At 63.4% G+C, this 20,132-nt stretch carries 29 protein-coding genes, 1 tRNA gene and 1 pseudogene; 7 read left to right on the top strand and 24 right to left on the bottom strand.

The genetic code is table 11. The features are described from left to right. Positions 1 to 15 precede the first annotated feature (15 nt). Together NDN01_RS11130 and NDN01_RS11135 are read right to left on the bottom strand one after the other, a co-directional pair. Positions 16 to 348 (bottom strand): hypothetical protein, encoded by a 333-nt coding sequence (locus tag NDN01_RS11130; RefSeq protein WP_272627443.1) that lies wholly within the window; start codon positions 346 to 348, stop codon positions 16 to 18. Further along, positions 341 to 1,084, bottom strand: a complete 744-nt coding sequence (locus tag NDN01_RS11135) for a queuosine precursor transporter (protein WP_272627444.1) — start codon at positions 1,082 to 1,084, stop codon at positions 341 to 343. The genes NDN01_RS11130 and NDN01_RS11135 overlap by 8 nt, the downstream gene beginning before the upstream one ends. Positions 1,085 to 1,166: 82 nt before the next feature. Between NDN01_RS11135 and NDN01_RS11140 the strand changes: the two genes are divergently transcribed. After that, positions 1,167 to 1,243 (top strand) — tRNA-Arg (locus NDN01_RS11140). Here NDN01_RS11140 and NDN01_RS11145 read toward each other — a convergent pair. Genes NDN01_RS11145 through NDN01_RS11165 form a run of 5 tightly spaced genes read right to left on the bottom strand, consistent with a single transcriptional unit; the run spans position 1,202 to position 3,861 of the window. Next, positions 1,202 to 2,902 carry a recombinase family protein gene (locus NDN01_RS11145; RefSeq protein ID WP_272628167.1) on the bottom strand — a complete coding sequence of 567 codons (1,701 nt, stop codon included), beginning with the start codon at positions 2,900 to 2,902 and terminating at the stop codon, positions 1,202 to 1,204. The two genes, NDN01_RS11140 and NDN01_RS11145, sit on opposite strands and share 42 nt — an antisense overlap. A gap of 8 nt (positions 2,903 to 2,910) precedes the next feature. Next, positions 2,911 to 3,150, bottom strand: coding sequence for a hypothetical protein (locus tag NDN01_RS11150; RefSeq protein WP_272627445.1), 240 nt, complete (start codon positions 3,148 to 3,150; stop codon positions 2,911 to 2,913). A gap of 15 nt (positions 3,151 to 3,165) precedes the next feature. Further along, positions 3,166 to 3,297, bottom strand: a complete 132-nt coding sequence (locus NDN01_RS11155; RefSeq protein ID WP_272627446.1) for a hypothetical protein — start codon at positions 3,295 to 3,297, stop codon at positions 3,166 to 3,168. 4 nt (positions 3,298 to 3,301) lie between these two features. After that, positions 3,302 to 3,595: a type II toxin-antitoxin system RelE/ParE family toxin gene (locus NDN01_RS11160; protein WP_272627447.1), complete on the bottom strand. Its 294-nt coding sequence runs from the start codon at positions 3,593 to 3,595 to the stop codon at positions 3,302 to 3,304. Further along, on the bottom strand, positions 3,592 to 3,861 hold the full coding sequence (locus NDN01_RS11165; protein WP_272627448.1) for a CopG family ribbon-helix-helix protein: 270 nt from the start codon (positions 3,859 to 3,861) through the stop codon (positions 3,592 to 3,594). Before NDN01_RS11165 ends, NDN01_RS11160 begins: the two co-directional genes overlap by 4 nt. A gap of 670 nt (positions 3,862 to 4,531) precedes the next feature. On the opposite strand from NDN01_RS11165, the pseudogene NDN01_RS11170 reads away from it, so the two are divergent. Next, positions 4,532 to 4,864, top strand: a pseudogene (locus tag NDN01_RS11170) (ParB/Srx family N-terminal domain-containing protein); the annotation flags it as partial. A gap of 268 nt (positions 4,865 to 5,132) precedes the next feature. Here the strand turns inward: NDN01_RS11170 and NDN01_RS11175 are convergent. The 3 genes from NDN01_RS11175 to NDN01_RS11185 are packed head-to-tail and all read right to left on the bottom strand — an operon-like array spanning position 5,133 to position 7,148. Beyond that, entirely contained in the window at positions 5,133 to 5,306 is a 174-nt protein-coding gene (locus NDN01_RS11175) for a hypothetical protein (RefSeq protein ID WP_272627449.1), read from the bottom strand. 31 nt (positions 5,307 to 5,337) lie between these two features. Then, positions 5,338 to 6,222, bottom strand: coding sequence for a TolB family protein (locus tag NDN01_RS11180; protein ID WP_272627450.1), 885 nt, complete (start codon positions 6,220 to 6,222; stop codon positions 5,338 to 5,340). An 11-nt stretch (positions 6,223 to 6,233) separates the two neighbouring features. Further along, positions 6,234 to 7,148, bottom strand: coding sequence for an arginase family protein (locus NDN01_RS11185; RefSeq protein WP_272627451.1), 915 nt, complete (start codon positions 7,146 to 7,148; stop codon positions 6,234 to 6,236). Between the two features lie 186 nt (positions 7,149 to 7,334). Between NDN01_RS11185 and NDN01_RS11190 the strand changes: the two genes are divergently transcribed. Next, complete coding sequence (locus NDN01_RS11190; protein ID WP_272627452.1) at positions 7,335 to 8,207, top strand: LysR family transcriptional regulator; 873 nt, start codon at positions 7,335 to 7,337, stop codon at positions 8,205 to 8,207. 608 nt (positions 8,208 to 8,815) lie between these two features. On the opposite strand, the gene NDN01_RS11195 is transcribed toward NDN01_RS11190, so the two are convergent. The 5 genes from NDN01_RS11195 to NDN01_RS11215 all read right to left on the bottom strand — a co-directional run bounded on the left by NDN01_RS11195 (position 8,816) and on the right by NDN01_RS11215 (position 12,130). Then, a complete protein-coding gene (locus tag NDN01_RS11195) occupies positions 8,816 to 9,334 on the bottom strand; it encodes a hypothetical protein (RefSeq protein ID WP_272627453.1) in 519 nt (172 codons plus the stop codon). A gap of 148 nt (positions 9,335 to 9,482) precedes the next feature. Then, positions 9,483 to 10,127 (bottom strand): hypothetical protein, encoded by a 645-nt coding sequence (locus NDN01_RS11200; protein ID WP_272627454.1) that lies wholly within the window; start codon positions 10,125 to 10,127, stop codon positions 9,483 to 9,485. Continuing rightward, positions 10,124 to 10,396, bottom strand: a complete 273-nt coding sequence (locus NDN01_RS11205; RefSeq protein ID WP_272627455.1) for a PadR family transcriptional regulator — start codon at positions 10,394 to 10,396, stop codon at positions 10,124 to 10,126. The genes NDN01_RS11200 and NDN01_RS11205 overlap by 4 nt, the downstream gene beginning before the upstream one ends. A gap of 204 nt (positions 10,397 to 10,600) precedes the next feature. Further along, on the bottom strand, positions 10,601 to 11,932 hold the full coding sequence (locus NDN01_RS11210; protein ID WP_272627456.1) for a radical SAM/SPASM domain-containing protein: 1,332 nt from the start codon (positions 11,930 to 11,932) through the stop codon (positions 10,601 to 10,603). Further along, entirely contained in the window at positions 11,933 to 12,130 is a 198-nt protein-coding gene (locus NDN01_RS11215) for a hypothetical protein (RefSeq protein ID WP_272627457.1), read from the bottom strand. A gap of 430 nt (positions 12,131 to 12,560) precedes the next feature. Between NDN01_RS11215 and NDN01_RS11220 the strand changes: the two genes are divergently transcribed. Continuing rightward, positions 12,561 to 12,863, top strand: a complete 303-nt coding sequence (locus NDN01_RS11220) for a hypothetical protein (protein WP_272627458.1) — start codon at positions 12,561 to 12,563, stop codon at positions 12,861 to 12,863. 44 nt (positions 12,864 to 12,907) lie between these two features. Here the strand turns inward: NDN01_RS11220 and NDN01_RS11225 are convergent, their stop codons facing one another. The 7 genes from NDN01_RS11225 to NDN01_RS11255 form a co-directional block, all read right to left on the bottom strand. Beyond that, a complete protein-coding gene (locus tag NDN01_RS11225; RefSeq protein ID WP_272627459.1) occupies positions 12,908 to 13,327 on the bottom strand; it encodes a DUF1801 domain-containing protein in 420 nt (139 codons plus the stop codon). 124 nt (positions 13,328 to 13,451) lie between these two features. Next, the gene (locus NDN01_RS11230; protein ID WP_272627460.1) at positions 13,452 to 13,883 is read right to left on the bottom strand and encodes a DUF1801 domain-containing protein; all 432 of its coding nucleotides are present in this window, start codon (positions 13,881 to 13,883) and stop codon (positions 13,452 to 13,454) included. Between the two features lie 7 nt (positions 13,884 to 13,890). Continuing rightward, positions 13,891 to 14,109: a hypothetical protein gene (locus NDN01_RS11235; RefSeq protein ID WP_272627461.1), complete on the bottom strand. Its 219-nt coding sequence runs from the start codon at positions 14,107 to 14,109 to the stop codon at positions 13,891 to 13,893. 43 nt (positions 14,110 to 14,152) lie between these two features. Next, positions 14,153 to 14,563 carry an SRPBCC family protein gene (locus tag NDN01_RS11240; protein WP_272627462.1) on the bottom strand — a complete coding sequence of 137 codons (411 nt, stop codon included), beginning with the start codon at positions 14,561 to 14,563 and terminating at the stop codon, positions 14,153 to 14,155. After that, entirely contained in the window at positions 14,560 to 14,883 is a 324-nt protein-coding gene (locus NDN01_RS11245; RefSeq protein WP_272627463.1) for an ArsR/SmtB family transcription factor, read from the bottom strand. Before NDN01_RS11245 ends, NDN01_RS11240 begins: the two co-directional genes overlap by 4 nt. Positions 14,884 to 15,048: 165 nt before the next feature. After that, positions 15,049 to 15,531 (bottom strand): hypothetical protein, encoded by a 483-nt coding sequence (locus tag NDN01_RS11250; protein WP_272627464.1) that lies wholly within the window; start codon positions 15,529 to 15,531, stop codon positions 15,049 to 15,051. Between the two features lie 156 nt (positions 15,532 to 15,687). Then, a complete protein-coding gene (locus NDN01_RS11255) occupies positions 15,688 to 16,272 on the bottom strand; it encodes an isochorismatase family protein (protein ID WP_272627465.1) in 585 nt (194 codons plus the stop codon). A 62-nt stretch (positions 16,273 to 16,334) separates the two neighbouring features. Here NDN01_RS11255 and pncB point away from each other — a divergent pair, with 62 nt between their 5' ends. Beyond that, the gene (gene pncB, locus NDN01_RS11260; RefSeq protein WP_272627466.1) at positions 16,335 to 17,639 is read left to right on the top strand and encodes a nicotinate phosphoribosyltransferase; all 1,305 of its coding nucleotides are present in this window, start codon (positions 16,335 to 16,337) and stop codon (positions 17,637 to 17,639) included. Positions 17,640 to 17,947: 308 nt separating this feature from the next. Beyond that, entirely contained in the window at positions 17,948 to 18,433 is a 486-nt protein-coding gene (locus NDN01_RS11265) for a hypothetical protein (RefSeq protein ID WP_272627467.1), read from the top strand. Here NDN01_RS11265 and NDN01_RS11270 read toward each other — a convergent pair. Further along, complete coding sequence (locus tag NDN01_RS11270; protein WP_272627468.1) at positions 18,430 to 18,633, bottom strand: hypothetical protein; 204 nt, start codon at positions 18,631 to 18,633, stop codon at positions 18,430 to 18,432. The genes NDN01_RS11265 and NDN01_RS11270 overlap by 4 nt on opposite strands. Positions 18,634 to 18,673: 40 nt before the next feature. Further along, positions 18,674 to 19,390 (bottom strand): DJ-1/PfpI family protein, encoded by a 717-nt coding sequence (locus NDN01_RS11275; protein ID WP_272627469.1) that lies wholly within the window; start codon positions 19,388 to 19,390, stop codon positions 18,674 to 18,676. 143 nt (positions 19,391 to 19,533) lie between these two features. Between NDN01_RS11275 and NDN01_RS11280 the strand changes: the two genes are divergently transcribed. Continuing rightward, a complete protein-coding gene (locus NDN01_RS11280) occupies positions 19,534 to 19,845 on the top strand; it encodes a hypothetical protein (protein WP_272627470.1) in 312 nt (103 codons plus the stop codon). Positions 19,846 to 20,132 lie beyond the last annotated feature (287 nt).

Genomic DNA, 20,132 nt, shown 5'->3' on the forward strand with positions numbered 1-20,132 from the left:
TCTCGACCCCTACGTTCACCCGCCCCGACGAAACAATGTGGTATGACGCGCCGCCAGGGTAATCACGGCCGGCCAGAGGATCGTATTCCAGATATCGTGCCAGTTCGCCGCAAGATCGAACTTCCGATGGAGGACATAGACGTCGCGCATGTCCCATAGTTCGCCGGCCAGGGCGGCCACCGCAACGACGGTCAGCGGAATCCAGTCGCCCACTCTCCGCCTGAGCAGTTGCGCCGCGACGAGCAGGATCAGCAACCCGATATAGACGTGGAGCGCATCCTTCGAGAGACCGGTATGAGTGGTCAGCCAGAGCTTGCCGGTCTGAAAGACGCTGAGATGATCAAACACGCGCTTTGAACGGCGTGAAATCGGTGCCGTCGTCGAACACGTCGACGCCTTCGCGGCGTTTCAGGAAATTGACGACGAGATAGGTGAGCGGCGTCAGCAGCACCTCCCACGACACCTTCAGCACCCATTGGGTAACCAGCACTTTCAGCACCAGATCGTTGGTCCAGCCGACCGCGCCGATAAAGGCGAGCGGGTAGAAGATGAGGCTGTCCACCCCTTCCCCCGCAATCGTCGAGCCGATCGTCCGCGTCCAGAGATGCCTGCCCTGAGTCCAGATCTTCATGCGCGCCAGGACATAGGAATTGACGAACTCGCCCGCCCAGAAGGCGATCATCGACGCTAGCACGATGCGCGGCACCTGGCCGAAGATCGTCTCGTACGCAGTCTGGTTCTTCCAGTCGGGCGATGGCGGCAGCGCGACGACGACCCAGGACATGAACGCCATGAACGCGACCGCGACGAAGCCCGCCCAGATCACGCGACGGGCACGGGCATAGCCATAGACCTCGGTCAGCACATCGCCGATCACATAGCTGATCGGGAAGAACAGGATGCCGGCGCCGAACGGCCACAGGCCGATGCCGGGCAGGTTCACCACCGCGACCTTGCCCGCACCAAGTACATTGGACAGCAGGATGATCGCGACGAACGCGGCCATCACGAAATCATAATAGCGGAACTGCCCGCCGGCGACATCAGCCGCGCTGACGGCCCTCACCCCGTTTCCTTCCGCCATGCCGGTCCCCCAAGGTTCGTACGAGTATTTTATGAAGCCGGTTTCGTCCCCGCGCAATCCGCGCTAATCCCCGCGCCATCGCGCGCCCGTAGCTCAGTTGGATAGAGCACGAGACTTCTAATCTTGAGGCCGCAGGTTCGACTCCTGCCGGGCGCGCCATTTCGGTTCAAAGGCACGAACGCCTAGCACCGCCGCCTCTACGCCAGAGGCGGCGGTCAGGGTCCGCAGCAACTCACTGCGCAGCCCGCGAATGCGGACCTCATTCCGGCTTACGACTTCCACCCGCTGCGCGACCGCGCGCACATGGTCGCGGGCGAACGTGCCACCACCGTGGCGGAGCTTCTTGCGGGCCGCCAGCGCGAAGGCGCGCAGGCTTTCGGCTGTGATCGCCGGACCGACCTTCTCAATATGCGACACTGCGCGGTCGGCATCGCCCTTGGCCTGGTCGCGAGTCGCGGTCAGCTCCGCTATACGGTCCTTGAGCGACGGGTCGCTCACGTCGATGACGCCGTTCTCGATTGCCTCGTAAAGCCGCTTGAGCTTTGCTTCAGCTTCGGTCGCCCGTCGCCCGAGGTCGGCGACATGCTGGCGGCGCTGGTTCACCCACTCGTCGCGGCGTTCGAGGATCTGATCCATCAGAGCTTCGAGCCGCGACGGGTCAAGCAGCCGGGCCTCGATATGATCGACCACGGCCTCATTCAGCCGATCCATCGGCACGGTGATGCCGGGGCAGCCCTTGGCGCCCTGCCGGGCCTTGGTCGAGCAGGTGTAATAGCGATACTCGCGGCCCATGCTGCTCGTGCCGGTGCGCAAGGTCATCGCCCCGCCGCAGCACGCGCAGAAGCAGATGCCGGTAAGTAGCGTCGGGCCGCCCACCGCCATCGGCGGCATCATCTTCGGGTTGCGCGCCTTGAGCGAGCGCTGCACCGCTTCGAACTCGACCTCCGAGACGATCACCGGCACCTCCATGATGGCGTGCTCGCCCTCGGGCTTAGGCGTTCTGGTCTTGTGGTCGCGCGTGTTGAAGCGGTGCTGGCCGATATACGTCGTGCGGGTGAGCACCTGATGCACTGCCCCCAACCCCCAGCGCCCGCCGTCGCGGGTGCGGATGTTGTTCTCGTTGAGCCAGCACGCGATGGACTTGAGGCCCATCGGCCCGCGACCCTCGACGCCGTTCAGCGCCATCCGATAGATGCGGCGCACCGTCTCGGCCTGGATCGGGTCGATCTCCAGCTTCTTCTTGATCTTCGCACCCCGCTGCCCGGCTTCGACCACGCGATAGCCGATCGGTGCCCGCGCGCCGTTCCAGAAGCCCTGACGGGCATTCTTGCGCATGGCGCGCAGCGTGTGCTTGCCGTTTTCCTTCGACTGATACTCGTCGAACAGCGTCATGATCTGGCGCATCATCACGCTCATCGGATCATCGCCCAGGTCTTGCGTGATCGAGATCAACCGGACGCCGTTCTTCGCGAGCTTGCGGACATAGAATTCGAACTGGAACTGGTCGCGGAAGAACCGCGAGAAGCTGTGGACGAGGATGACGGTGAACGTCGGCGGCTTGACCATCGCGGCGTCGATCATCGCCTGGAAAGCAGGTTGACGGTCATCGGTCGCGGTGTTGCCCGGCTCGACGAACTCGGCCGCCACCTCCCAGGCGCGCGACAGGCAATAGCCTTCGATCTGGCGGCGCTGGTCGGGGATGGACAGGTCGCTATCGGCCTGGCGGCCGTCGAGACGCGCAGGTAGAGCGCGGCGCGGGCTGTCGCCACGACCGGCGCCTCCTCCAGCTTGGCAGCGGCACTGGTCATGGCGTTTCACTCCTTAATTCACGGCATGGGACCGAACAGCTTGTCCAATTCCTTTCGCATATGACCTTCGATGGCGCGCAGTTCGGCATCGCCGATCGGGACATGCTCGGGCCAATCGTCCGTGACGCGCATCGGGCCGTCTTCCGCGCGCGGTGACGCCTGGCGCTGCGGCGAGGGATCGGCATAGTCGTGCAGATTGTCCGGGCACTCGGCCCAGCGGCGAGGTGTGCGAAGTCGGAGCTTGCGAGGCTGGGCCATGCCGCCACGCTGCCGTCATAGGGCTCCCGGCGCAAAGGTCGCAGCGCAGCGTAGCGTAGCGTAGCGTAGCGCAGCGTAGCGCAGATAGGGGTGGACTGCGGCAGGGTTCATGATGGGGCCGGCGTCAGCCATGTCCATACGTGGCATCGCCCTACTCCTCCGACTTGAAGCTGCGGTTCTCGCGAGCGTGCCAGAGACGCAGGATGAAGATCGTGGCGTCGGCTATCTCATACCGCAGCTCGTAATTGCCCACGATGATCCGCCGGACCTCGCGCGGCTCATAGGCTTCCAGCTTCTCGCCGATCCGCGGATAGTCGAGGAGCCGGTCGGGCGCGCGCGCAAGCTGCTGGACGACCCGTGCCGCCGCATCGGGCGCGACCGGCTGCAGATGCTCGTGCAGGCGCACAAGGTCCGACGACGCCTTGCTGGTCCACTTGATCCTCATGCGGTTGGCGGCGGAAGCGGCTTGTCGGTTCCGAGGCTGTCCGCCCATGCTTGGACGGCGTGATGGTCGATCACCCGCCCGGCATCCACATCGTCCAGCGCTTCGAGCGTCATCTGGTGACGCTCCTCCTCTTGATCGACCCAGGCGGCCAGCGCTTGCTTCATCACCCAGCCGCGCGAGCGTTCGAGCCGCGCCGCCATCGCTTCGACCTTTTCAGCAAGTCCGAGTGGCACATGGGCGGTCAGCACTTTGGTATCAGTGGCCATGTCTATCACCTGTTATCGTTCTGATTAAAATATAATCGAAAATGTAGAAGATAGCAAGGTTGGCGCCTCCCTGTGGGATCGCCGCTCTATCTCCGCTGCGCTTCGACCGAGCCCCTCAAAGGGTCTCGGCCCTTCCGGTTGACGATCAGCATGGCGGGTGGCGCTGGCGCGCCGAGCAGCACGCGGGGTCCAGCGGAGCGCACTCTGACGCCTTCTGGCGAAGCCGACAGGTGCGCGCGTCTCAATGCCCGCGTTGCTCTCTTGCTCTGCCCGGAGGGCGCGGCGATGGCTGGCCCTCAGGCCCGCGCGCACGCCGCCGCGCCGGTCGGTCGCCGCAAGGGTGCTTCGTTGGTGGCACCGCCAAGGCGGCGCGTCGATTTAGGGCTTCGCCCTGGCGGCGGACCCGTGCGGGTCCGGCATTTTTCCCCGCTGCGGAGATCGGGCCAGGGCTGCGCCGGCTCGATCGCATTATTGGTCGTTGCACTCCCGCGATGGGGTGGGCGTCGCTTCCCTTTAGGCCCGCCGCGCCGGGCCGCAACGCGCGTGCCGCGCTTACCTCCTCTGCGTTCCGGCCCTGCGGGTGCTGCCCGGCTCCGTCGGCGGGCCTGCCGGTCGCTCTTTCGCCGCCCACCCCATTCCGGGGTGTGTGTGGTTTTGAAGGAGAAGTGTGATGAACGCTGTTACCGAAACCGTAGCCGCCGAGCCTGTGTCGGGCGTCGAAATGTTCGTGCCGCTGGCCAAGCTCAAGAAGTCCCCGCGAAATGCCCGCAATGTGCCGCATGGGGAAGCCGCTATCGAGGCGCTGGCCGCTTCGATCCAGCACAAGGGGCTGATCCAGAACCTTGTCGTGGAGCCGGAGATCACGGAGGACGGGACGCCGACCGGCTATTATCTCGTCACCGCTGGCGAGGGCCGCAGGCTAGCGATGCTGCTGTGTGCCAAGCGCAAGCAGATCAAGAAGTCCGAGCCGGTGCGCTGCTGGCTCGCTGGAGCGCCAGAACCACTTGGAGAAGACGAGCCATAGCGCGATCAGGAGCGTTGAGGCAGACCGGTCGGGTGACTTCTTGGCGACCCTCGCCAGCGGTGCTGTAGTCCGCGGCAGTCGGCGTTGTCGGACCGCCCTGCAGCCATGGCTGTTACCGATAGAACGTGACGCGTAAGCCGTGTGGCTGGCGAGGTACTGCGGTGAAATGTGGACGACAGCGCTATTCGTCGAAACTCATTCCCGCGGAACGGAGCTGCGCGAGGACGTTAGCCTAGGTAAGTCGGGCCTAGGCTTCGAAACCTCGCGGCGAACTGCCGTCAGCGTCCATGGGCGTCTGGCCGCTGATAAATAGCAGCCGCGTCGCGCCCTCAATCAGCCAGGACTGGGCGTAGCTCGTCGCGCTGGGCTCGATCGGGCGACCGCGCTTGAGGGGGGTCGTCGCCCCTGCCAGTGTCATCATTGCGGCTGTCGCCGCACCACGCCGTGTCATCTCAACGACGGTCGCCCGTCGCTCCGCAAGCAATCGGCCATTTTGCCGACACGCTGTCTTTCAGTTGAAAATGAAAGATTTCCCCCGATCGCGCCCCGTCGGCCTGCGCGAAGAGAACCGCGCTAGCGTCCGGAGCGAGCAACGGCCCAACTTGGAACACGTTGGCGAATGCCGGAACCTTTCCGACCTCTCTCCAGCCGGACTCGGTGGCCTCGAAGCGGTACAGATGCGAACGATCCCCGCGGTCTGCGACCAAGATCATCGTCTTGCCGTCGTGCGATATCTCCGCCTCATATTCATTCGCTGGGGTGCTGACCGGAGCGCCGACATTACGTACTTTCCAGCCGCCGTCGCGCCGCCGCTCGGCCAGATAAATATCACTCTCGCCGTGACCGCCCGGCCGGCTCGAACCGAAGTAGAGGCGGCCCGACGCGTCCGCGCGCGGCAGCAGTTCGGATTGAGCCGAGTTGACCGGCGCTGGCAAACGCTCGGGTTCACCCCATCCTCCGTCCGCGCTTCGCGCAACGTACCAAATGTCGAAATCCTCGTTGGCCGGGTCGTCGCGCGCCGACACGAAGTAGAGGCCGTTGCCATCGGGCGTGTAACCTGGATCGGCTTCTATGACCGGGGCAGGCGCGGCGAAGCTTGGGGGAACGGGCCTGGTCCACTTCTCGCCGTCACAGCGCGAGCTTAGAAGCCGCCACTTCGTGAAATTCTTGTCGGCCGACATGTATACCAGCTCACGCCCGTCCGGTGAGAGGGTCGGGCTCGATTCATACCCCTCTGTAGATAGCTGATCCGGTGTCCAGAGTTTCGCGACTGGTTCCTCGGTCCCATGTGCCAGACTGGCGACGGTTGCCGCGACGCCCGCGACGAGCGTCGTCAATAGTAGCGTCCTCATTTTGGATTCCGAAGGTTGGCAAACCCGCGGCCGAGGCACGCGACGATGCCGCGTGCGTGGTGGCCGCTCGGATCGAGCTCGGGATCGAAGATCGCAATGTCAGCCCCGATCACCCGCCGGGACGCGAGAAGCGCGCTGATCAGGTCCGAGAGCAGCGCGAAGGTCAAACCGGGCGAGCCCGGCGAGTCCACCGCCGGCATCACGCGTTCGTCGAGAACGTCGAGGTCGATGTGCAGCCACATCTTGCGGCGCTCGCTGTTTACGGGTTCGAGTGCCTCGCGGACGATCTCGGCGAGGCCGAGCTTCAACAACCGCCGGACCGTTAATCGTCGGATCTGCGTCTGGATTACATCGCCATACCCCACGCCCGCTCGGAGCTTTTCACTCTCGCCGATCTGAACCACGAACGGATCGTCGACGAGCGCCTTGCCGTTCCAGCGCGCGAGCAGCGGCTCGCCGCGGCCCGTAGCCAAGGCCAAGTCCATGCCCGCGGCGCTACCCAACCGCTTCGCGCTGTCGTAGTTGCCGGGATGATAGAAATCGCTGTGGGCGTCGACGTGGAGCAGGCCGATCTCGCCGGCGGCGCGGCCGCCGAGCAGACAACCGAGCAGCACGCTGCAATCGCCGCCGATCACCAGTGGAAAGCCGCCCGACCGCAGGGCGGTGGCTACCTGAACTCCCAGCGCCTCACTAAATTTCCGGATCGCGTTGCCGTTGCGGATGCGAGTGCCGGCCTCGGCGTCGAAGCGATACGGCGGCCGATCAAGCTCGACCAGATGGTCCGCGCCGACGGCTGCCGCCAGTCCAGCGTACCGTAGTGCCTGCGGCGCCCGCCACGCGCCGGGCTGATGGTTCGCCTTGAGCGGTCGCAGCCCAAGATTGCTTGGCGCGGATATGAGGTGGAGCGGCATAGCCGGCGGAGATGACACCGATCCAAGCGCTGATGCCGTAACGCTGAGCGCGGGAACGGCCGCGAGCATCGTGCGCCGCGTTAAGATGAGGGATCGAGCATTCATCGCCTACGGACTTAGTCGTGAGGGACGGTCCATCATAACGATCATGTTGTCGTCAATTTCAATCTGCGCTTAAGATGCCGAATGAAGCTTCGACCTTCCTCGCTGGAGACGCTGCGTATTTTCGAGGCTTGCGCGCGCAACGAAAGCTTCACGCGCGCAGCCGTCGAAATCGGGATCAGCCCAGCGGCAGTCAGCCAGCGGATGCGTAGCCTTCGAACCGAACTCGGAACGTTGGTGTTCGAGCGCAACGGGCCGCGTATCACTCTGACGGACGCGGGACGACGTCTGGCGGATAAGGTCGGCGATGCGATGGCGCAGCTTGCCGGCGCCGTAGAGGAGTGCGCCAATGCCGACATCATGCGTGTGAGCGCCGCGCCCTCGTTCGCATCTCGCTGGCTGGCCCCGCGCCTGGCGAGCTTCACCGACCGTCATAATATTGCCGTCACTCTCGATCCAGCAATCGATATCCGTGCCCCTGGCCGCTTCGACGTCTCGGTCCGCAGCGGGCGAGGAAACTGGAAGGGTTACGAAGCAACCGCTCTTTTTCCCGTTGAACGGACGCCGCTTTACAATCCGCAATGTTACCGACCGGCGCGGATCGCACGCCCGGCCGATCTTTTGGCCTGCCGCCTGATCGACAGCGACGATTGGCCGAATTGGTTCGCCCTGGCTGGGCTATCCCCTCCACCCGGTCGGCTATCGTCTTCTGCGGCGCGTTATCCGACGCAGGATTTGGCCGGGGCAGCGGTGATCGAAGGCGGGGGTGTTGCTTTACTGTCGCCACGGCTATTTGACAGCGCCATCGCCGAAGGGCGCCTCGTTCAGCCGTTCGATGTCGTCTTGAGCGGGCCTGAGGCTTATTGGGCGCTGATCAGCGACCGCGAGAGTAGGGTGTCGGTTGTAGCGTTCCGCGATTGGCTGGTCGCTATATGTCGAAATCCAAATGGAAGCTGACCAGATCAGACGGCTGACACGTTTGTCCGGGCATCATAGGAACGTTGATGATCCTCAATCGCATCACCGGCGGCGATGAGAAGGCGCAGCAAGAGATGGTCAAGTAGGAGCCGATCGGCCGCTTGGGCAAGCCCAAGGAGATCGCCGCTGCGGTGCTCTACATGTGCTTCGATGCCGCTCAGTTCATGGGTTGGCCAAGCTCGTAATCGACGGTCAGACCGCCGGCTCAACGACCGAGGCACCTGCGACCGAAGCCGGCACCTTGCACGCCACACCAGCGCCCTTAGGTGTGCATCTCCGGCCAGGCGGTCACCTCATCCTCAACGGCTGCCGCGCGTCATAGTGGCGGCGGCGTGATCCGGCCTCGGTCGGCACGGCCCGGCGTCGGCAGTCGGCGCTATAGTAGTAGTAGTAGTAGTAGTAGTAGTAGTAGTACAAAGGGCGAAACATATTCGTTATGTTTATCCGGTGCGGGGCGCCAGATACCCCCCTTTCCCTGCCGCTTTTCGTCCCGGCGGCAAAGCGGCCGACCTCCATATCCTGGAACTCCGGTTTCCTCCTGCTGGATCAGGGATGACTCGCAGGGGCATGGAGATCGACCGAAAGGCTTAGCGAATACGCCTGAAGTGAAAGTTGCGCACGAAAGGCGCGCCCATATTGTCGACGTTGGCGGCGGATTCGGTCATTTCCTTGCCATCGGCCGAAATGGCGTAGACTCGCACCGCCCCCAGGGTCTTGTTCTTGGACAGGCCCATGACGAGCACATTGGGGGCCGGCGAGTTCATCGCGGCGCTGTCAGCTTCACTCGTATCGCCTTCGCCCGGCGCCATCTTGCCGTCGCGTCGATACTGCACCGCCATATGCCTGACGCTGTCGTCCGGCGCGGTGATGTCGATCTTCGTCCGCCATTGGCCCGAGCCGACATCGTCGAATGTATAGATCACTCGCTTCGGGGGCGGGCCATAGCTGTCGGGCATCCGCGTCAGGTCCAGTTCCCATTCACCAAGGAAGGGCGACCGCTCGGCCGCCGAAGGAGCCGACTGCGCACTGGCAGGCCCGCCGACGAACAAGGCGGCCGTGGCAGCGTGGAGGAACCATGGTCCGAAGCGTGGATATGAGTACGGCATGTGACGTCTCCATTGTTTCGAGGCGTGGCCCCGGCGTTGACTTTCCCGCGATAAGACGCGTCGCGTCGCGGCACCGCTTGCAAGCACACGGCCCCGATCTCCGGAGCGGTGCTCCCGAAGTTCCGGCAAACAAAAGCAGCTTGAATATCTACCCGGGCTGTTCGGTACCGGCCGTGGGAAATAGCTGGGCGTGCCACCGCGCCACCATCGTGACGGTTGCAAGCTCGATCGTCAGCACGGCCCCCTGCAGCAGCGCCTGGGTACCGTTCAGGAAGAGCACGCTCATGAACAGGATGAGGGTCGCCGCAGCGGCCGCCATGAACATTGCCAGGCGCGTGACGCCGCTCCAGTCGCGTTCAAGCATCAGCCACGCGATGCGAAGGTGCCCGAGGCCAATCAACAACTGAAGAAACGCAAGCGAGGGGATGGCGGCCTGATAGACCCCACGCAGAAGGGCTTCATGCGCGCCGCCTTCAAGCAGCGCGCCGGAAAGCCCGCGCTGCCCCGGATAGAGATAGGGCAGCCCGAGCAGCGCGCATCCGATCTGAAGCGCGGCCATCGGGATCATCAGGCCGAGTACCAGCGCGTAGCTCGTCAGGACAAAGCGGCCTTGTTCCCGCGTCAGCAACTCGCGCCAGGCCGCCACCAGGCAGCCGCTCGCGAACAGCAGCGGTTTTCCTTCCACGATCGCTGTCTCGAACTCGATGCGCATCGCCGCCGACCATTCGCGCCGGCTCTCGTCAAGGCAACAGGCGGCCAGGGCCATCACCGCGCGCGCTACTGCGGTCTTCATGCGAGCGCCCCTCCCGATGGAAGAGTCTCGCGGTCATCGGGCATCTCCAGCGCGAGCGCCAAGCCCACGGCGGTCAATCGATAGGCGTGCCGGGCAGGCCGGCCAGGCTGCGCCGGCTCGCGCCATTCGGCCTCGACGAGCCCCTGATCGGTCATCCGCATCAACAAGGGATAGAGCGTTCCGGACAAGAGGCCGGTCTCCTTCATGAGATCATATCCATGCCGCCATTGCTCTCGCTGCACTGACAGCGAATCGAGGAGAATGCGCATCTGCTTCGACGGTTGTCGCTTTCGGGCCATGGCTCAATACAACATATGTAGATTTAAGAGTCAAACCGGGTTGCGCCATGAGACCCGAACGACCCTGGCCACGCCAACAGCTATGGCGCGCAACACGTCCTTTCCGCATTCTTCGCCGAGAGCGTGGAGCGTGGCAGCGGCACCCTGTCCGCGCCGCGGCCCGAAAGCCGGTAGTCAATAAAGCAGCTTGCGGATGCTCGTATCGGTACCGAACTGACGATAGACCAGTTCGTCGAACATATATTTGAACGGCGGGCACTGCTTGCCGTGAAAATTGCGGTTGAGGTCGCGCACTTTAGGACAGCTGCCCATGCAGGTCGGCAGCAACGCGCAGGCACGACACTCGCTGTCGTCGAGCGGATCGCGCTCGCTGAGCGGGCTTTTCGAGAGCCTCGGCCAGCCCGCCGGATCGTCGAGCCGGCCGATGCAACGCCCGTCATTCTCGAGCTCGGCCCAGCATTTGTAGAGCTCGCCTTTCGCTGACACCACGAACGCATTGATCGAATCCACCTGGCATACGCCGGTGAGGCTCGGCGTCGGGGCCGCGTGCGCGATCGGCCAGCCGTTTCGCGCGCAGACCGCGATGGCATGGGACTTGAACTGCGCGAACTCGCGCGCGGTGAGCACCGTCGCGGCTGTCGGCTGCCGGGAGAAATTCTCGACATGGGCAAGATCGACCTGGATACGGTCGAGCAGCCCCTCGGCATCCAGTTCGCGATACAGGTCCTCGAACTGGTCCTGATTCGAACGATCGACATTCATTCGCACCAGCACCGCCATCGACGCGGGAATATGGCGGATGTTGGCAACGATCTTGGCGAAGGTGCCGCCCCGGCTCCGTTTGAGGAAACGACGCGAATCGTGCACCTCGGCAGGCCCGTCGAGCGTGATCTGCACGTGCGAGACACCGCAATGATCGAGCATGGAGCAGGTCTTGACGCTCAGCCCATAGCCGTTCGTGATGATGTTGGCCTTGTAGGCGCCGATCGCGCCACTGCGCTCGCGTTCCTGGAACATCGCGCTCAATCGCTCGATCACCGCGAGCCCCATCAGCGGCTCGCCGCCAAACCAGGTCACGCTGAGCGCCGGGGACGGCCCGACCGACTCGCAAAGACCATCAGCGAACGCGACCAGGCGATCCTGGACAGCGACGCTCATCATCCCTTTGACGTGCGTTTCGAAACAATAGTCGCAACCGAAATTGCAATCCATCGTCGGGGTGATGGTCAGGTGCGGCGCGTATTTGTTTTGCCGGGCGGTGTTGAAGGCGATGCCGACGGATTCGACCTCGTCGATCTGGCGGTCGACAGCGAAACCTGCCTGGTGGAGAATGTCGCCATCCTCCGCCAGCACATCGCCTGAGCGGATAGCGCCGTAGAGAGCGCGCAACCGATCGTCGAGGACCAGGTAATTTCCCGTCGCCGTATTATAAATGGCCTCGAACGCGTCGCCATCCCGCTTCACCGCAACGTTGAACACAGACGCGGCGAGCGTAGCGGAGGTCATTCAATTGGACTGTTTTTCAAGCGGCGAGCATCCCGGAGAGCTGAAATCCATGCATTGCGACACGGGATCGCAGCTCAGCATCTTCGGCTTGCAAGTGATCGTGTAGGCGTCGCACTCATCACTCGAAGCGACCACGTTCTCGATCAGGCGACGCGCATGCTCGTTATTGTACGAATCCGCATTTTCCGCATCACTCATTGTTTATCTCCAGGCGAGTCGAGTACCGAGTGAAGATGCATCGACTCTCATACGACCGCAATTCAATTGTTTTGCAGTCGCTGCACGATCCTTTCCCGAATACGTAAATGACGAAGGGGATTCTCATCGGAAGAACGCCCCGGCTACGTCTCGATGAACAGGGGCGCTATGGTTTTTGATCCGATTCTGAGCTTTCGATAGGCACGTAATTCCAACCCCGGCTCCCGGAACAAGAACGCGGTCCATCATCGCAACCTGATTGGGATCAGCATTTCTCCGCTGAGTTGATCAAGTCGGTGAGCCCGACGCCGCCAATTCGGCCCAGTCCCGCCTTGCTCCCGCATCAGCCAAAGCGCTCGCTCCTGCACGCGACGACTCGCGCCCGGGAAATACCGCCCATGTCCAATCTCTTTGAATAATGAGATTTTTGATGAGTCTGTTCGGCGGCCGGAAGCGCCACAGCTCACAGCGGGTCGTGTCGAGCGAGCAAGCCCTCAGGCATCCGCTGGAAAGTACCGCGCGCGCGGCGATCAAGCGCGGTCGATATCGAATCTACGGTTCGGATGAGAACCGCGCGACACTTCTTGTCGTGGGGACGCCAAGCCTCATCGTGACGGTATTTCGTTATCCCGCCGATGATGGCCCGCAAGAGACGCTATCAATCCAAACCATTGAAACGACTTACCTGACGGGGTTCGACCTTCACGAACAACTCGATCCACTTTGGGGGTGACCGTCCGGCGCGATCCCGGCGATCTCGGTGACCACATGTGACCTTCATTCGCCCTTCCGGCGCCGAGCGGGGCGACCGGTCGACATGTTGAGCGCCACCGCCGCGCGAACGAGCGTCTTCAGCGCCTCTTCGTCGACCTTGTCGCCCTCGTGGAAATCGATCGCGCGCCTGACATTGCCGTCGAGGCTCGAATTTAACAGGCCCGACGGGTCCTCCAGCGCGGCCCCCTTGGCGAAGGTCAGCTTCACGACATTTTTGTACGTCTCGCCAGTGCAGATCATGCCTTCGCGCTCCCACACCGGAACGCCGCGCCACTTCCACTCCTCGACCATATCGGGTTCGGCCTGCCTGATCAGGCCGCGGAGCCGGCCAAGCAACTCGCCCCGCCAGTCGCCCAGTTCCCTGATCCGCGCATCGATCAGTTGGGAGACGGAGTCCCCGCCTTCTTCCTTCGAACTGGTCATCCTCTTCTCCATGATCGTTGTCGCCCGAGAGCCCCCGGGTTGCTCACATCCGTTCGAGTGCAAAGGTTGCTCACATCCGTTCGCGGGCAAAAGTTGCTCACATCCGTTCGCGGGCAAAAGTTGCTCACATCCGTTCGCCGGGCAATTGACTGGCCTGCCTCACCCAGTCGGCGAGTTGCTGCTCATCAAGGTCGTCACCCTCGTGGATATTAAAATAGCGCGTGTCGTTGCTTCTGGATTCGCTGGGCGGCACCGGGTCCAGCGACGTGCCGCGGAAGAAAGCCAGCTTCACATATCGCTTGAAGCAATGGATTCCGAGGAACCAGCCCTCACCTTCACCCCCGTATAACGGCGAGTTCCATTTAACCGCCTTGCGCACGCCGGGAACAGTTCGCTCGATCAGCACGTCGAGGCGGCGCCCGACCTCGCTTTTCCAGTCAGGCATGGCCGCGATATAGGCTTGCACCGGAGCATCCCCCTCGCCCTTCGCGATCTGGGGGTTGCCCCCGGCGAGGAGAGACGGCGCGGCGGCGGCCCCCTTCGATTTGTCGGCCATTCCGCCACTACCCGACGGCGCGCCGCCAGCCGCGCCATCTGGCGGCGTAGGGCAGCACGAACATGTACAGGCCGCTGAACAGCAGCAGGAAGAGCGGGAGCAGCGGCGAATAGACGATCCAGGGCGGCGGTGTCCCCAGCGCCATGGCGACGAAATTGGCGATGACGGTCGCCGTGAAGACGATGGACAGCCAGCGATGGCCTTGCCGAATCCATGCGTTCAACATGTACGGAATCTCCGTCGAAGGATGGCGCCGAAACGCCGGGGCATCAGTCCATCCGCGCCAGGAGCTGTTCGAGATTGCCCAGGAACCGGGGCCACCCCGCCTTCGCACCGAAATAAGCCTGTTGCTGATCCGACTTGAAGCCCGACTGCTCCATGCGCAGGCGCGTCCCCGTGTCGGTCGGGCTGAGAGTCCAGGTGACGACGCTCTCAAGGCCAAGACCACCCCAGCTATAGGACAGAATCCTGTTCGGCTCGACCTCAAGGACTTGGCAATCGACGCCGCCCCAGTCGGCGCTGAAATGGAAACGATGGTCCACGACAGGCTTGATGTCGCCCTTCATCAGCCATTCCCCGATCAGGTGCGGCTGCGTAAGCGCGCGCCAGATCTTTTCCGGCGGCCACGCTATCTCGCGTTCGACGGTGACGGTGCGCGTTTCGGTCGCGGTATCGTTCATTGATCCATCCTTCTGAGCAAATCCTCGAGATCGTCGAACCGGCTCTGCCAGAAGCCGGCCATCTGGCTCGTCCAGTCGATCAGAGGGGCCAGGGCGCCGAGCTGCGCGCTGTAATGCGTCTGGCGACCGTCCGGCCGGTCGCGCACCAGCCCAGCCTGTTTCAGGACCCCGAGATGCTTGGAGACGGCAGGCTGCGAAACGCCGGCACGCGCCGTCAACGCTCCGACCGTCTGCTCGCCGTCACGGCACAGCCGCTCGAAAATGGCCCGTCGCGTCGGATCGGCAAGCGTCCGGAAGAGTATGTCCTGAGTGTCGGGCATCCGGTATCGATAACTTCCTGGCTATTGATAAATCCATAACCATCGAGATATGAATGAGTCAAGTGGCAACAATTATCACTGCCACGGAAAGCGAACGCTTGCGCACCACGGACGGCCAGTTACATAACCAGTAGTGAATAGGTCTAGGGCGCCCTCGGGCTCCTGCTATTTGGCCGTACGCCCCAGCGACCAGCGGGAAGCCTTGCCGGGACTGACATCGGCCCTGGCCAGGGTATCCTGACGCGCACGGCTGCCGTCATGCAACTCGCGTTCGCCCGCCAGATAGTCGCTCCGCTGCCCCTGCAGGCTCGACGCCGTCATCTGCAACGCACCCCGGACCATCTTGATCGTGGCGAAATGGCGGTCGGCGTAATCGTCGTCGAACCTCGACCAGTCGACATCGCCCCACAGGCGGTCATGGTCGAGGAATTCGGTGAGCTCCTGCTCCGGCAGCCGCCCGAAAGCGTCATGATATTCCTGGAAGGATTCGATCAGGGCCAGGGCCTGAACGCCGACGTTCCGCGCCTTGCCGGCGCCGCGCGACACAAGAATGAGGTTCGCCGTCAGTTCTCGAACCGCGGAGGCGACTGCCATCGCTGCCGCCTCCTGCGCGATGACTGTTTCGGAGCGTTCACTGACCAGCTTCATGTAGCGCCCTTCACCCGGCCGGGCTGTCCCGCCGCGATTTCAGGATGATGATAGCGCAGGCGTCCTGGCCACTCCAAGGGCGGGCATGGGCCGTCGGCATCCCAAAGCGGCACGATCCTGTCCACAATGGTGCAAGCGAACATTGTCGCACGGCTCTCACGCGAGGGCCACGGCGCGTCCCGCGAAGTCGTCGGCCAGGACCTGCTCGATCGGCCTGGCGATGCCACGCGTGAGCGCTTCGGGCACGGTCACGCTGAAGCCGCGGTCGACAAGGCCGTCGATCGCCCAGCGCACGCAATAGTCCGCCGCCACGCCGATCACGATCGCGTCCCCGACACCCGATGCCTTCAGGTCACGGAAAAAGGCGTCGCGATCGACCTGCGCGCCACCACCGATCGGCTCCACCATCAGCCCGTCCTCCTCCCACATCGCGAACACGCCCTTTTCCAGCCGCCAGGCCGGGATGGCCGGATCGACCCGGCCAGCGTCGAGGACATTGCGCCACCCCGCAGTCTCCCGGATGCAGTGGATCGGGAATTCGGCCGCCTCCGGCGACGACGGGTAGGTGTCGGCGAAATGCGTATCGAAGGTGAACAGCACCGCGGCGGTCTCGTCGGGACTCAACGCCCCGAGCCAGGCGTTCATCGGCGCGACCAGCGCATCGGCTCCGCCGACCGCCAGCGCGCCATCGGGATTCATGAAGTCCGCCTGGGTGTCGACGACGATCACGATCTTCTTCATCTCAAGCTCCGGCGGCATTTGTGGGGGTAGACGCTCGCGGCATTTGCCGGGAGAAGGTTGCCATGGTTCTGACCGACATCGCGACACGCTCCTATAATCACGGCTGGCGCCTCGACCCGATCGTGCGCAGCCTGCTCGACACCGACTTCTACAAGCTGCTCATGCTGCAGATGATCCGGCATCTCCATCCGGATGTCGAGGTGACCTTCTCGGTTCTCAATCGCACCAGGACGGTCAGGCTCGCTGAGTTCATTGACGAGGCGGAATTGCGCGCCCAGCTCGATCATGCGCGCACGGTACGGTTCGGCAAGAAGGAGCTGATCTGGCTCGCCGGCAACAGCTTCTACGGCAAGGAGCGGATGTTCGCGCCCGACTTCATCGCCTGGCTCGCCGATTTTCAGCTGCCGCCCTATGAGCTGAGGACTGTCGACGGCCAATATGAGCTGCGCTTCGCCGGCCCCTGGACCCACACAATGATGTGGGAGATTCCGGCCCTCTGCATCATCAACGAGCTACGCTCGCGTACTGCCCTGCGCAATCACGACCGCTTCGAGCTCGACGTCACCTATGCTCGCGCCAAGGCACGCCTGTGGGACAAGGTCGAACGGCTGAAGCAGTTGCCCGATCTTGTCCTCTCCGATTTCGGGACGCGGCGGCGCCACGGCCATTTGTGGCAACGCTGGTGCGTCGAGGCGCTCAAGGAAGGGCTCGGCGACCGCTTCATCGGCACATCCAACGTGCTGCTGGCAATGGACGCCGATCTCGAGGCGATCGGCACGAACGCGCATGAATTGCCGATGGTGGCGGCCGCCCTCTCTCGCGACGATGCCGAACTCGCCACCGCGCCGTACCGCGTGCTGGAGGAATGGCGCCAGCATTATGCCGGCAACCTGCTGATCGTGCTGCCAGACGCTTTCGGTACGACCGCCTTCCTGGCCGGCGCGCCCGACTGGGTCGCCGACTGGACCGGTTTCCGCCCGGACAGCGCGCCGCCGATCGAGGGCGGCGAGCAGATCATCGCCTGGTGGGAACAGCATGGTGTCGATCCCCGCACCAAGCTGCTGATCTTCTCCGACGGCATGGATGTCGACTCGATCGAGCGCACCTATCGGCATTTCAACGGCCGCGTGCGCATGAGCTTCGGCTGGGGGACCAATCTCACCAACGATTTCCGCGGCTGCGATCCGCACGGCGGCGCCGGGCTCGAGCCGATCTCGCTCGTGTGCAAAGTGACGAGCGCCAACGGGCACCCGGCGGTCAAGCTCTCCGACAACCCGGCCAAGGCAACCGGCGATCCAGCCGAGATCCAGCGCTATCTGCGGGTCTTTGGCGAAGCTGGCCGCGTTGCGAGCGAGGTGGTTGTTTAGGACCGGATCGACTTTCACAACCGGCGGCCCAGGATGATGATTCGCGCAGAGGCGCGAAGGACGCTGAGAAGCTCCGGCCTGCGGCTCGGGCGGTTTGCGATTACAAGCACGTGATGATCGAGTTCGCATCAGCTCCGCGTCCTCCGCGCGCCCCCTTCTCTTTGCTGCAACTGTGCCATCGTGAACGTCGATCCGACTTAGATATCGCAATGATCCACGACATTTCCGTCGCCGCAGAACCGCGTTCCCGCCACTTTACGGGCCTTTAATCCCCCATCGGCTACTCGCTCCCCGAACGAGCGAGCGGCATGGATCGAAATGCGCTCGGCTATACGCAGTCGATCCGGTGGGGAAATATCGTGCCACAACCACTATCGATCCGCCTGTTCGCGCTGCTGTTCGGCTTCTCCGTCATCCTCTCCGTCACGCTCGCGCTGTACACTGCGCGATCGATGGCCTTCGGCTTTCCGATCACACCCGAAGCAAGCGCGATTCTGGCGGGCAGGATCCTGGCGATCAGGATGGTCGGTGCCGCCTTCGCCTTGTCGCTGATGCTACTCGTCTTCTTCTTCAAATCGCGCTCGGCGCGCGGCACGCTGGTCGCGCGCTGGGTGCTGGGCGTGGTGACGAGCGTCGCCTTCCTGCGCGGCATCGGGATCGTCGATCCCGTCAATGATGGCGGCATGGCGACGCTGGCAATTTCGCTCATCCAGTTGACCATGGAAGCGTTTGCCATCCTCCTGCTCTACGGCGAGGACGCGGCCGACTGGTTCGATATGCGGGTCTGGCGCTAGCCCTCGATCAGATCAAGATACGCCACCACATCATTGTCCGTCGCCAGGAACAGTCCCGCCTGAACCTCTTCCGGCTGCGCCGCGGCGATGGCCATGGCCTCGCCAAGCGGGCCGTAGAACAGGGTCGAGGCCCCTCCCCCGTCATCGCCATCGGACAAATGATAGAGGCGCACGGACACGCTGTCGGCGGTGGTTCGCATCGCTGCTAGATGCGACGCGCGCCGATCGGCTGCAACCCCGTCAGCAGGGAATGCAGAGTGGAATATTATCGCCGGCGGTATCCAGCGGACATTCATCGGTACCGGGGATCGCACCGCCGACCGGCGGACAGGGATAATATTGAGTCGTGAGCTGTACCTGCTTGGCCACCTCGGTTCCCTTCAGCAGTTCGATCAGCCGCAACGACTCGTCGAGGCCGGAGGAGATGCCGCCCCCCGTCAGCCGGTCGCGGTCGAGGTGGTAGCGCGGATAGCCCTCGACCACCTTCACCCCCTGGTAGTGCTTGAGGCACGGGATGAAGGCCCAGTGAGTCGTCGCCTCATAGCCGTCGAGCAGACCCGCCGCGGCCAGCAGCATCGCCCCTTCGCACACGGAAGCGACCAGAGGCGTGACCGCCGCCTTGTCGCGCAGGAAGCCAAGATAGGTGTCGTCCTTCATCAGCACGTTAAGCGCCGCCGGGTCGCCGCCCGGCACCCACAGAGCCGCATAGTCCGGGCTCGCTTCAGCGAAGGTCTTGAGCACCTCGAAACGGAAACCTTCGCGAAAGCAGTGCATGCGGCTCTCCGCCGCAACCAGTTCGACCTCGAACCCCGCCCAGGTGAACATCTCATACGGACCCGTGACGTCCAGCATGTCGACTGAATCATACACCGGCATGCCGATGATCGGCTTGCTGCTGTCTTTCCCTTCCCCATGTCCTTCCATCGCCGCGTCCTCCACCCTGCCCGGATTCAGCATAGCGCGTGGCCCCGCGGAACCGATGCTGTGATGACGCCATATCGGGGCTTTTTGCCGTCGCCGAAGGCCGCAAAGCGCTCCATGATGCCGCCGACAGCCGCTGACTGGCTGCGGATCGCTGCCGCTTGAGGAAAGGGCGTTGCGTGCCGGGGGAAGAGAGCCATTGCGACGAGGATGTAGCCGGCCCGCGCCGCCGCCTGTCCGGCGAGCGGCCGGGCCTGCTGCTGGTCGGGCCAGCCCTGTTCGTCCTGTCGGCATCGCCGGTCCAGGCTGCTGGCCCCGGCCAGCATCTCGTCGAACTCTGCACGGCCGAGGGTATCTCCTGGATCGCTCTTCCCGACACCGGCCGGTTTCCGCCGGAAGACCCCGCCAAGGCGAACGGCCACGCCGCCTGCGCCCATGTCCTCCGCCCCCGCGCCGTGCTGCGCCCTCACCGGAACCGCGCCGAAACTTGATTCATGCCTGCACGCTGGCGAATCGATTCAACATTCGAGAGAAGTGGCGCAGCGTGGAGTCGACTGAACGCTACCGTCCACGCTCTTTCTCATGGTGATTGAAATCGAATTTCCCTGTTCCGTCAGGAAATTTTCCCTGTTCCTGTTTCGAAATTCCCTGTTCTTCGATAACAGGGAATTTCGACATAAGTTGTTATTACAGAATGGAAATAATGAGATAGAGCAAACCAGAAAGGCCAAAGAAAAACAAAATTCCCTGTTGATTGACGATAACAGGGAATTTGCCC

Source organism: Sphingomonas sp. QA11 (assembly GCF_028473665.1).
Taxonomy (GTDB): Bacteria; Pseudomonadota; Alphaproteobacteria; order Sphingomonadales; family Sphingomonadaceae; genus Sphingomonas; species Sphingomonas phytovorans.

What these genes read in the sequence shown, in the direction of transcription:
- NDN01_RS11225 (WP_272627459.1), bottom strand. Translation starts at nt 13,327, where the DNA reads ATGACCAGTTCGAAGGAAGAAGGCGGGGACTCCGTCTCCCAACTGATC.
- NDN01_RS11205 (WP_272627455.1), bottom strand. Translation starts at nt 10,396, where the DNA reads ATGCGCATTCTCCTCGATTCGCTGTCAGTGCAGCGAGAGCAATGGCGG.
- NDN01_RS11210 (WP_272627456.1), bottom strand. Translation starts at nt 11,932, where the DNA reads ATGACCTCCGCTACGCTCGCCGCGTCTGTGTTCAACGTTGCGGTGAAG.
- NDN01_RS11255 (WP_272627465.1), bottom strand. Translation starts at nt 16,272, where the DNA reads ATGAAGAAGATCGTGATCGTCGTCGACACCCAGGCGGACTTCATGAAT.
- NDN01_RS11215 (WP_272627457.1), bottom strand. Translation starts at nt 12,130, where the DNA reads ATGAGTGATGCGGAAAATGCGGATTCGTACAATAACGAGCATGCGCGT.
- NDN01_RS11230 (WP_272627460.1), bottom strand. Translation starts at nt 13,883, where the DNA reads ATGGCCGACAAATCGAAGGGGGCCGCCGCCGCGCCGTCTCTCCTCGCC.
- NDN01_RS11250 (WP_272627464.1), bottom strand. Translation starts at nt 15,531, where the DNA reads ATGAAGCTGGTCAGTGAACGCTCCGAAACAGTCATCGCGCAGGAGGCG.
- pncB (WP_272627466.1), top strand. Translation starts at nt 16,335, where the DNA reads ATGGTTCTGACCGACATCGCGACACGCTCCTATAATCACGGCTGGCGC.
- NDN01_RS11200 (WP_272627454.1), bottom strand. Translation starts at nt 10,127, where the DNA reads ATGAAGACCGCAGTAGCGCGCGCGGTGATGGCCCTGGCCGCCTGTTGC.
- NDN01_RS11220 (WP_272627458.1), top strand. Translation starts at nt 12,561, where the DNA reads ATGAGTCTGTTCGGCGGCCGGAAGCGCCACAGCTCACAGCGGGTCGTG.
- NDN01_RS11270 (WP_272627468.1), bottom strand. Translation starts at nt 18,633, where the DNA reads ATGCGAACCACCGCCGACAGCGTGTCCGTGCGCCTCTATCATTTGTCC.
- NDN01_RS11245 (WP_272627463.1), bottom strand. Translation starts at nt 14,883, where the DNA reads ATGCCCGACACTCAGGACATACTCTTCCGGACGCTTGCCGATCCGACG.
- NDN01_RS11175 (WP_272627449.1), bottom strand. Translation starts at nt 5,306, where the DNA reads ATGATGACACTGGCAGGGGCGACGACCCCCCTCAAGCGCGGTCGCCCG.
- NDN01_RS11190 (WP_272627452.1), top strand. Translation starts at nt 7,335, where the DNA reads ATGAAGCTTCGACCTTCCTCGCTGGAGACGCTGCGTATTTTCGAGGCT.
- NDN01_RS11265 (WP_272627467.1), top strand. Translation starts at nt 17,948, where the DNA reads ATGGATCGAAATGCGCTCGGCTATACGCAGTCGATCCGGTGGGGAAAT.
- NDN01_RS11240 (WP_272627462.1), bottom strand. Translation starts at nt 14,563, where the DNA reads ATGAACGATACCGCGACCGAAACGCGCACCGTCACCGTCGAACGCGAG.
- NDN01_RS11195 (WP_272627453.1), bottom strand. Translation starts at nt 9,334, where the DNA reads ATGCCGTACTCATATCCACGCTTCGGACCATGGTTCCTCCACGCTGCC.
- NDN01_RS11185 (WP_272627451.1), bottom strand. Translation starts at nt 7,148, where the DNA reads ATGCCGCTCCACCTCATATCCGCGCCAAGCAATCTTGGGCTGCGACCG.
- NDN01_RS11235 (WP_272627461.1), bottom strand. Translation starts at nt 14,109, where the DNA reads ATGTTGAACGCATGGATTCGGCAAGGCCATCGCTGGCTGTCCATCGTC.
- NDN01_RS11275 (WP_272627469.1), bottom strand. Translation starts at nt 19,390, where the DNA reads ATGCTGAATCCGGGCAGGGTGGAGGACGCGGCGATGGAAGGACATGGG.
- NDN01_RS11150 (WP_272627445.1), bottom strand. Translation starts at nt 3,150, where the DNA reads ATGGCCCAGCCTCGCAAGCTCCGACTTCGCACACCTCGCCGCTGGGCC.
- NDN01_RS11155 (WP_272627446.1), bottom strand. Translation starts at nt 3,297, where the DNA reads ATGCCACGTATGGACATGGCTGACGCCGGCCCCATCATGAACCCTGCC.
- NDN01_RS11160 (WP_272627447.1), bottom strand. Translation starts at nt 3,595, where the DNA reads ATGAGGATCAAGTGGACCAGCAAGGCGTCGTCGGACCTTGTGCGCCTG.
- NDN01_RS11135 (WP_272627444.1), bottom strand. Translation starts at nt 1,084, where the DNA reads ATGGCGGAAGGAAACGGGGTGAGGGCCGTCAGCGCGGCTGATGTCGCC.
- NDN01_RS11165 (WP_272627448.1), bottom strand. Translation starts at nt 3,861, where the DNA reads ATGGCCACTGATACCAAAGTGCTGACCGCCCATGTGCCACTCGGACTT.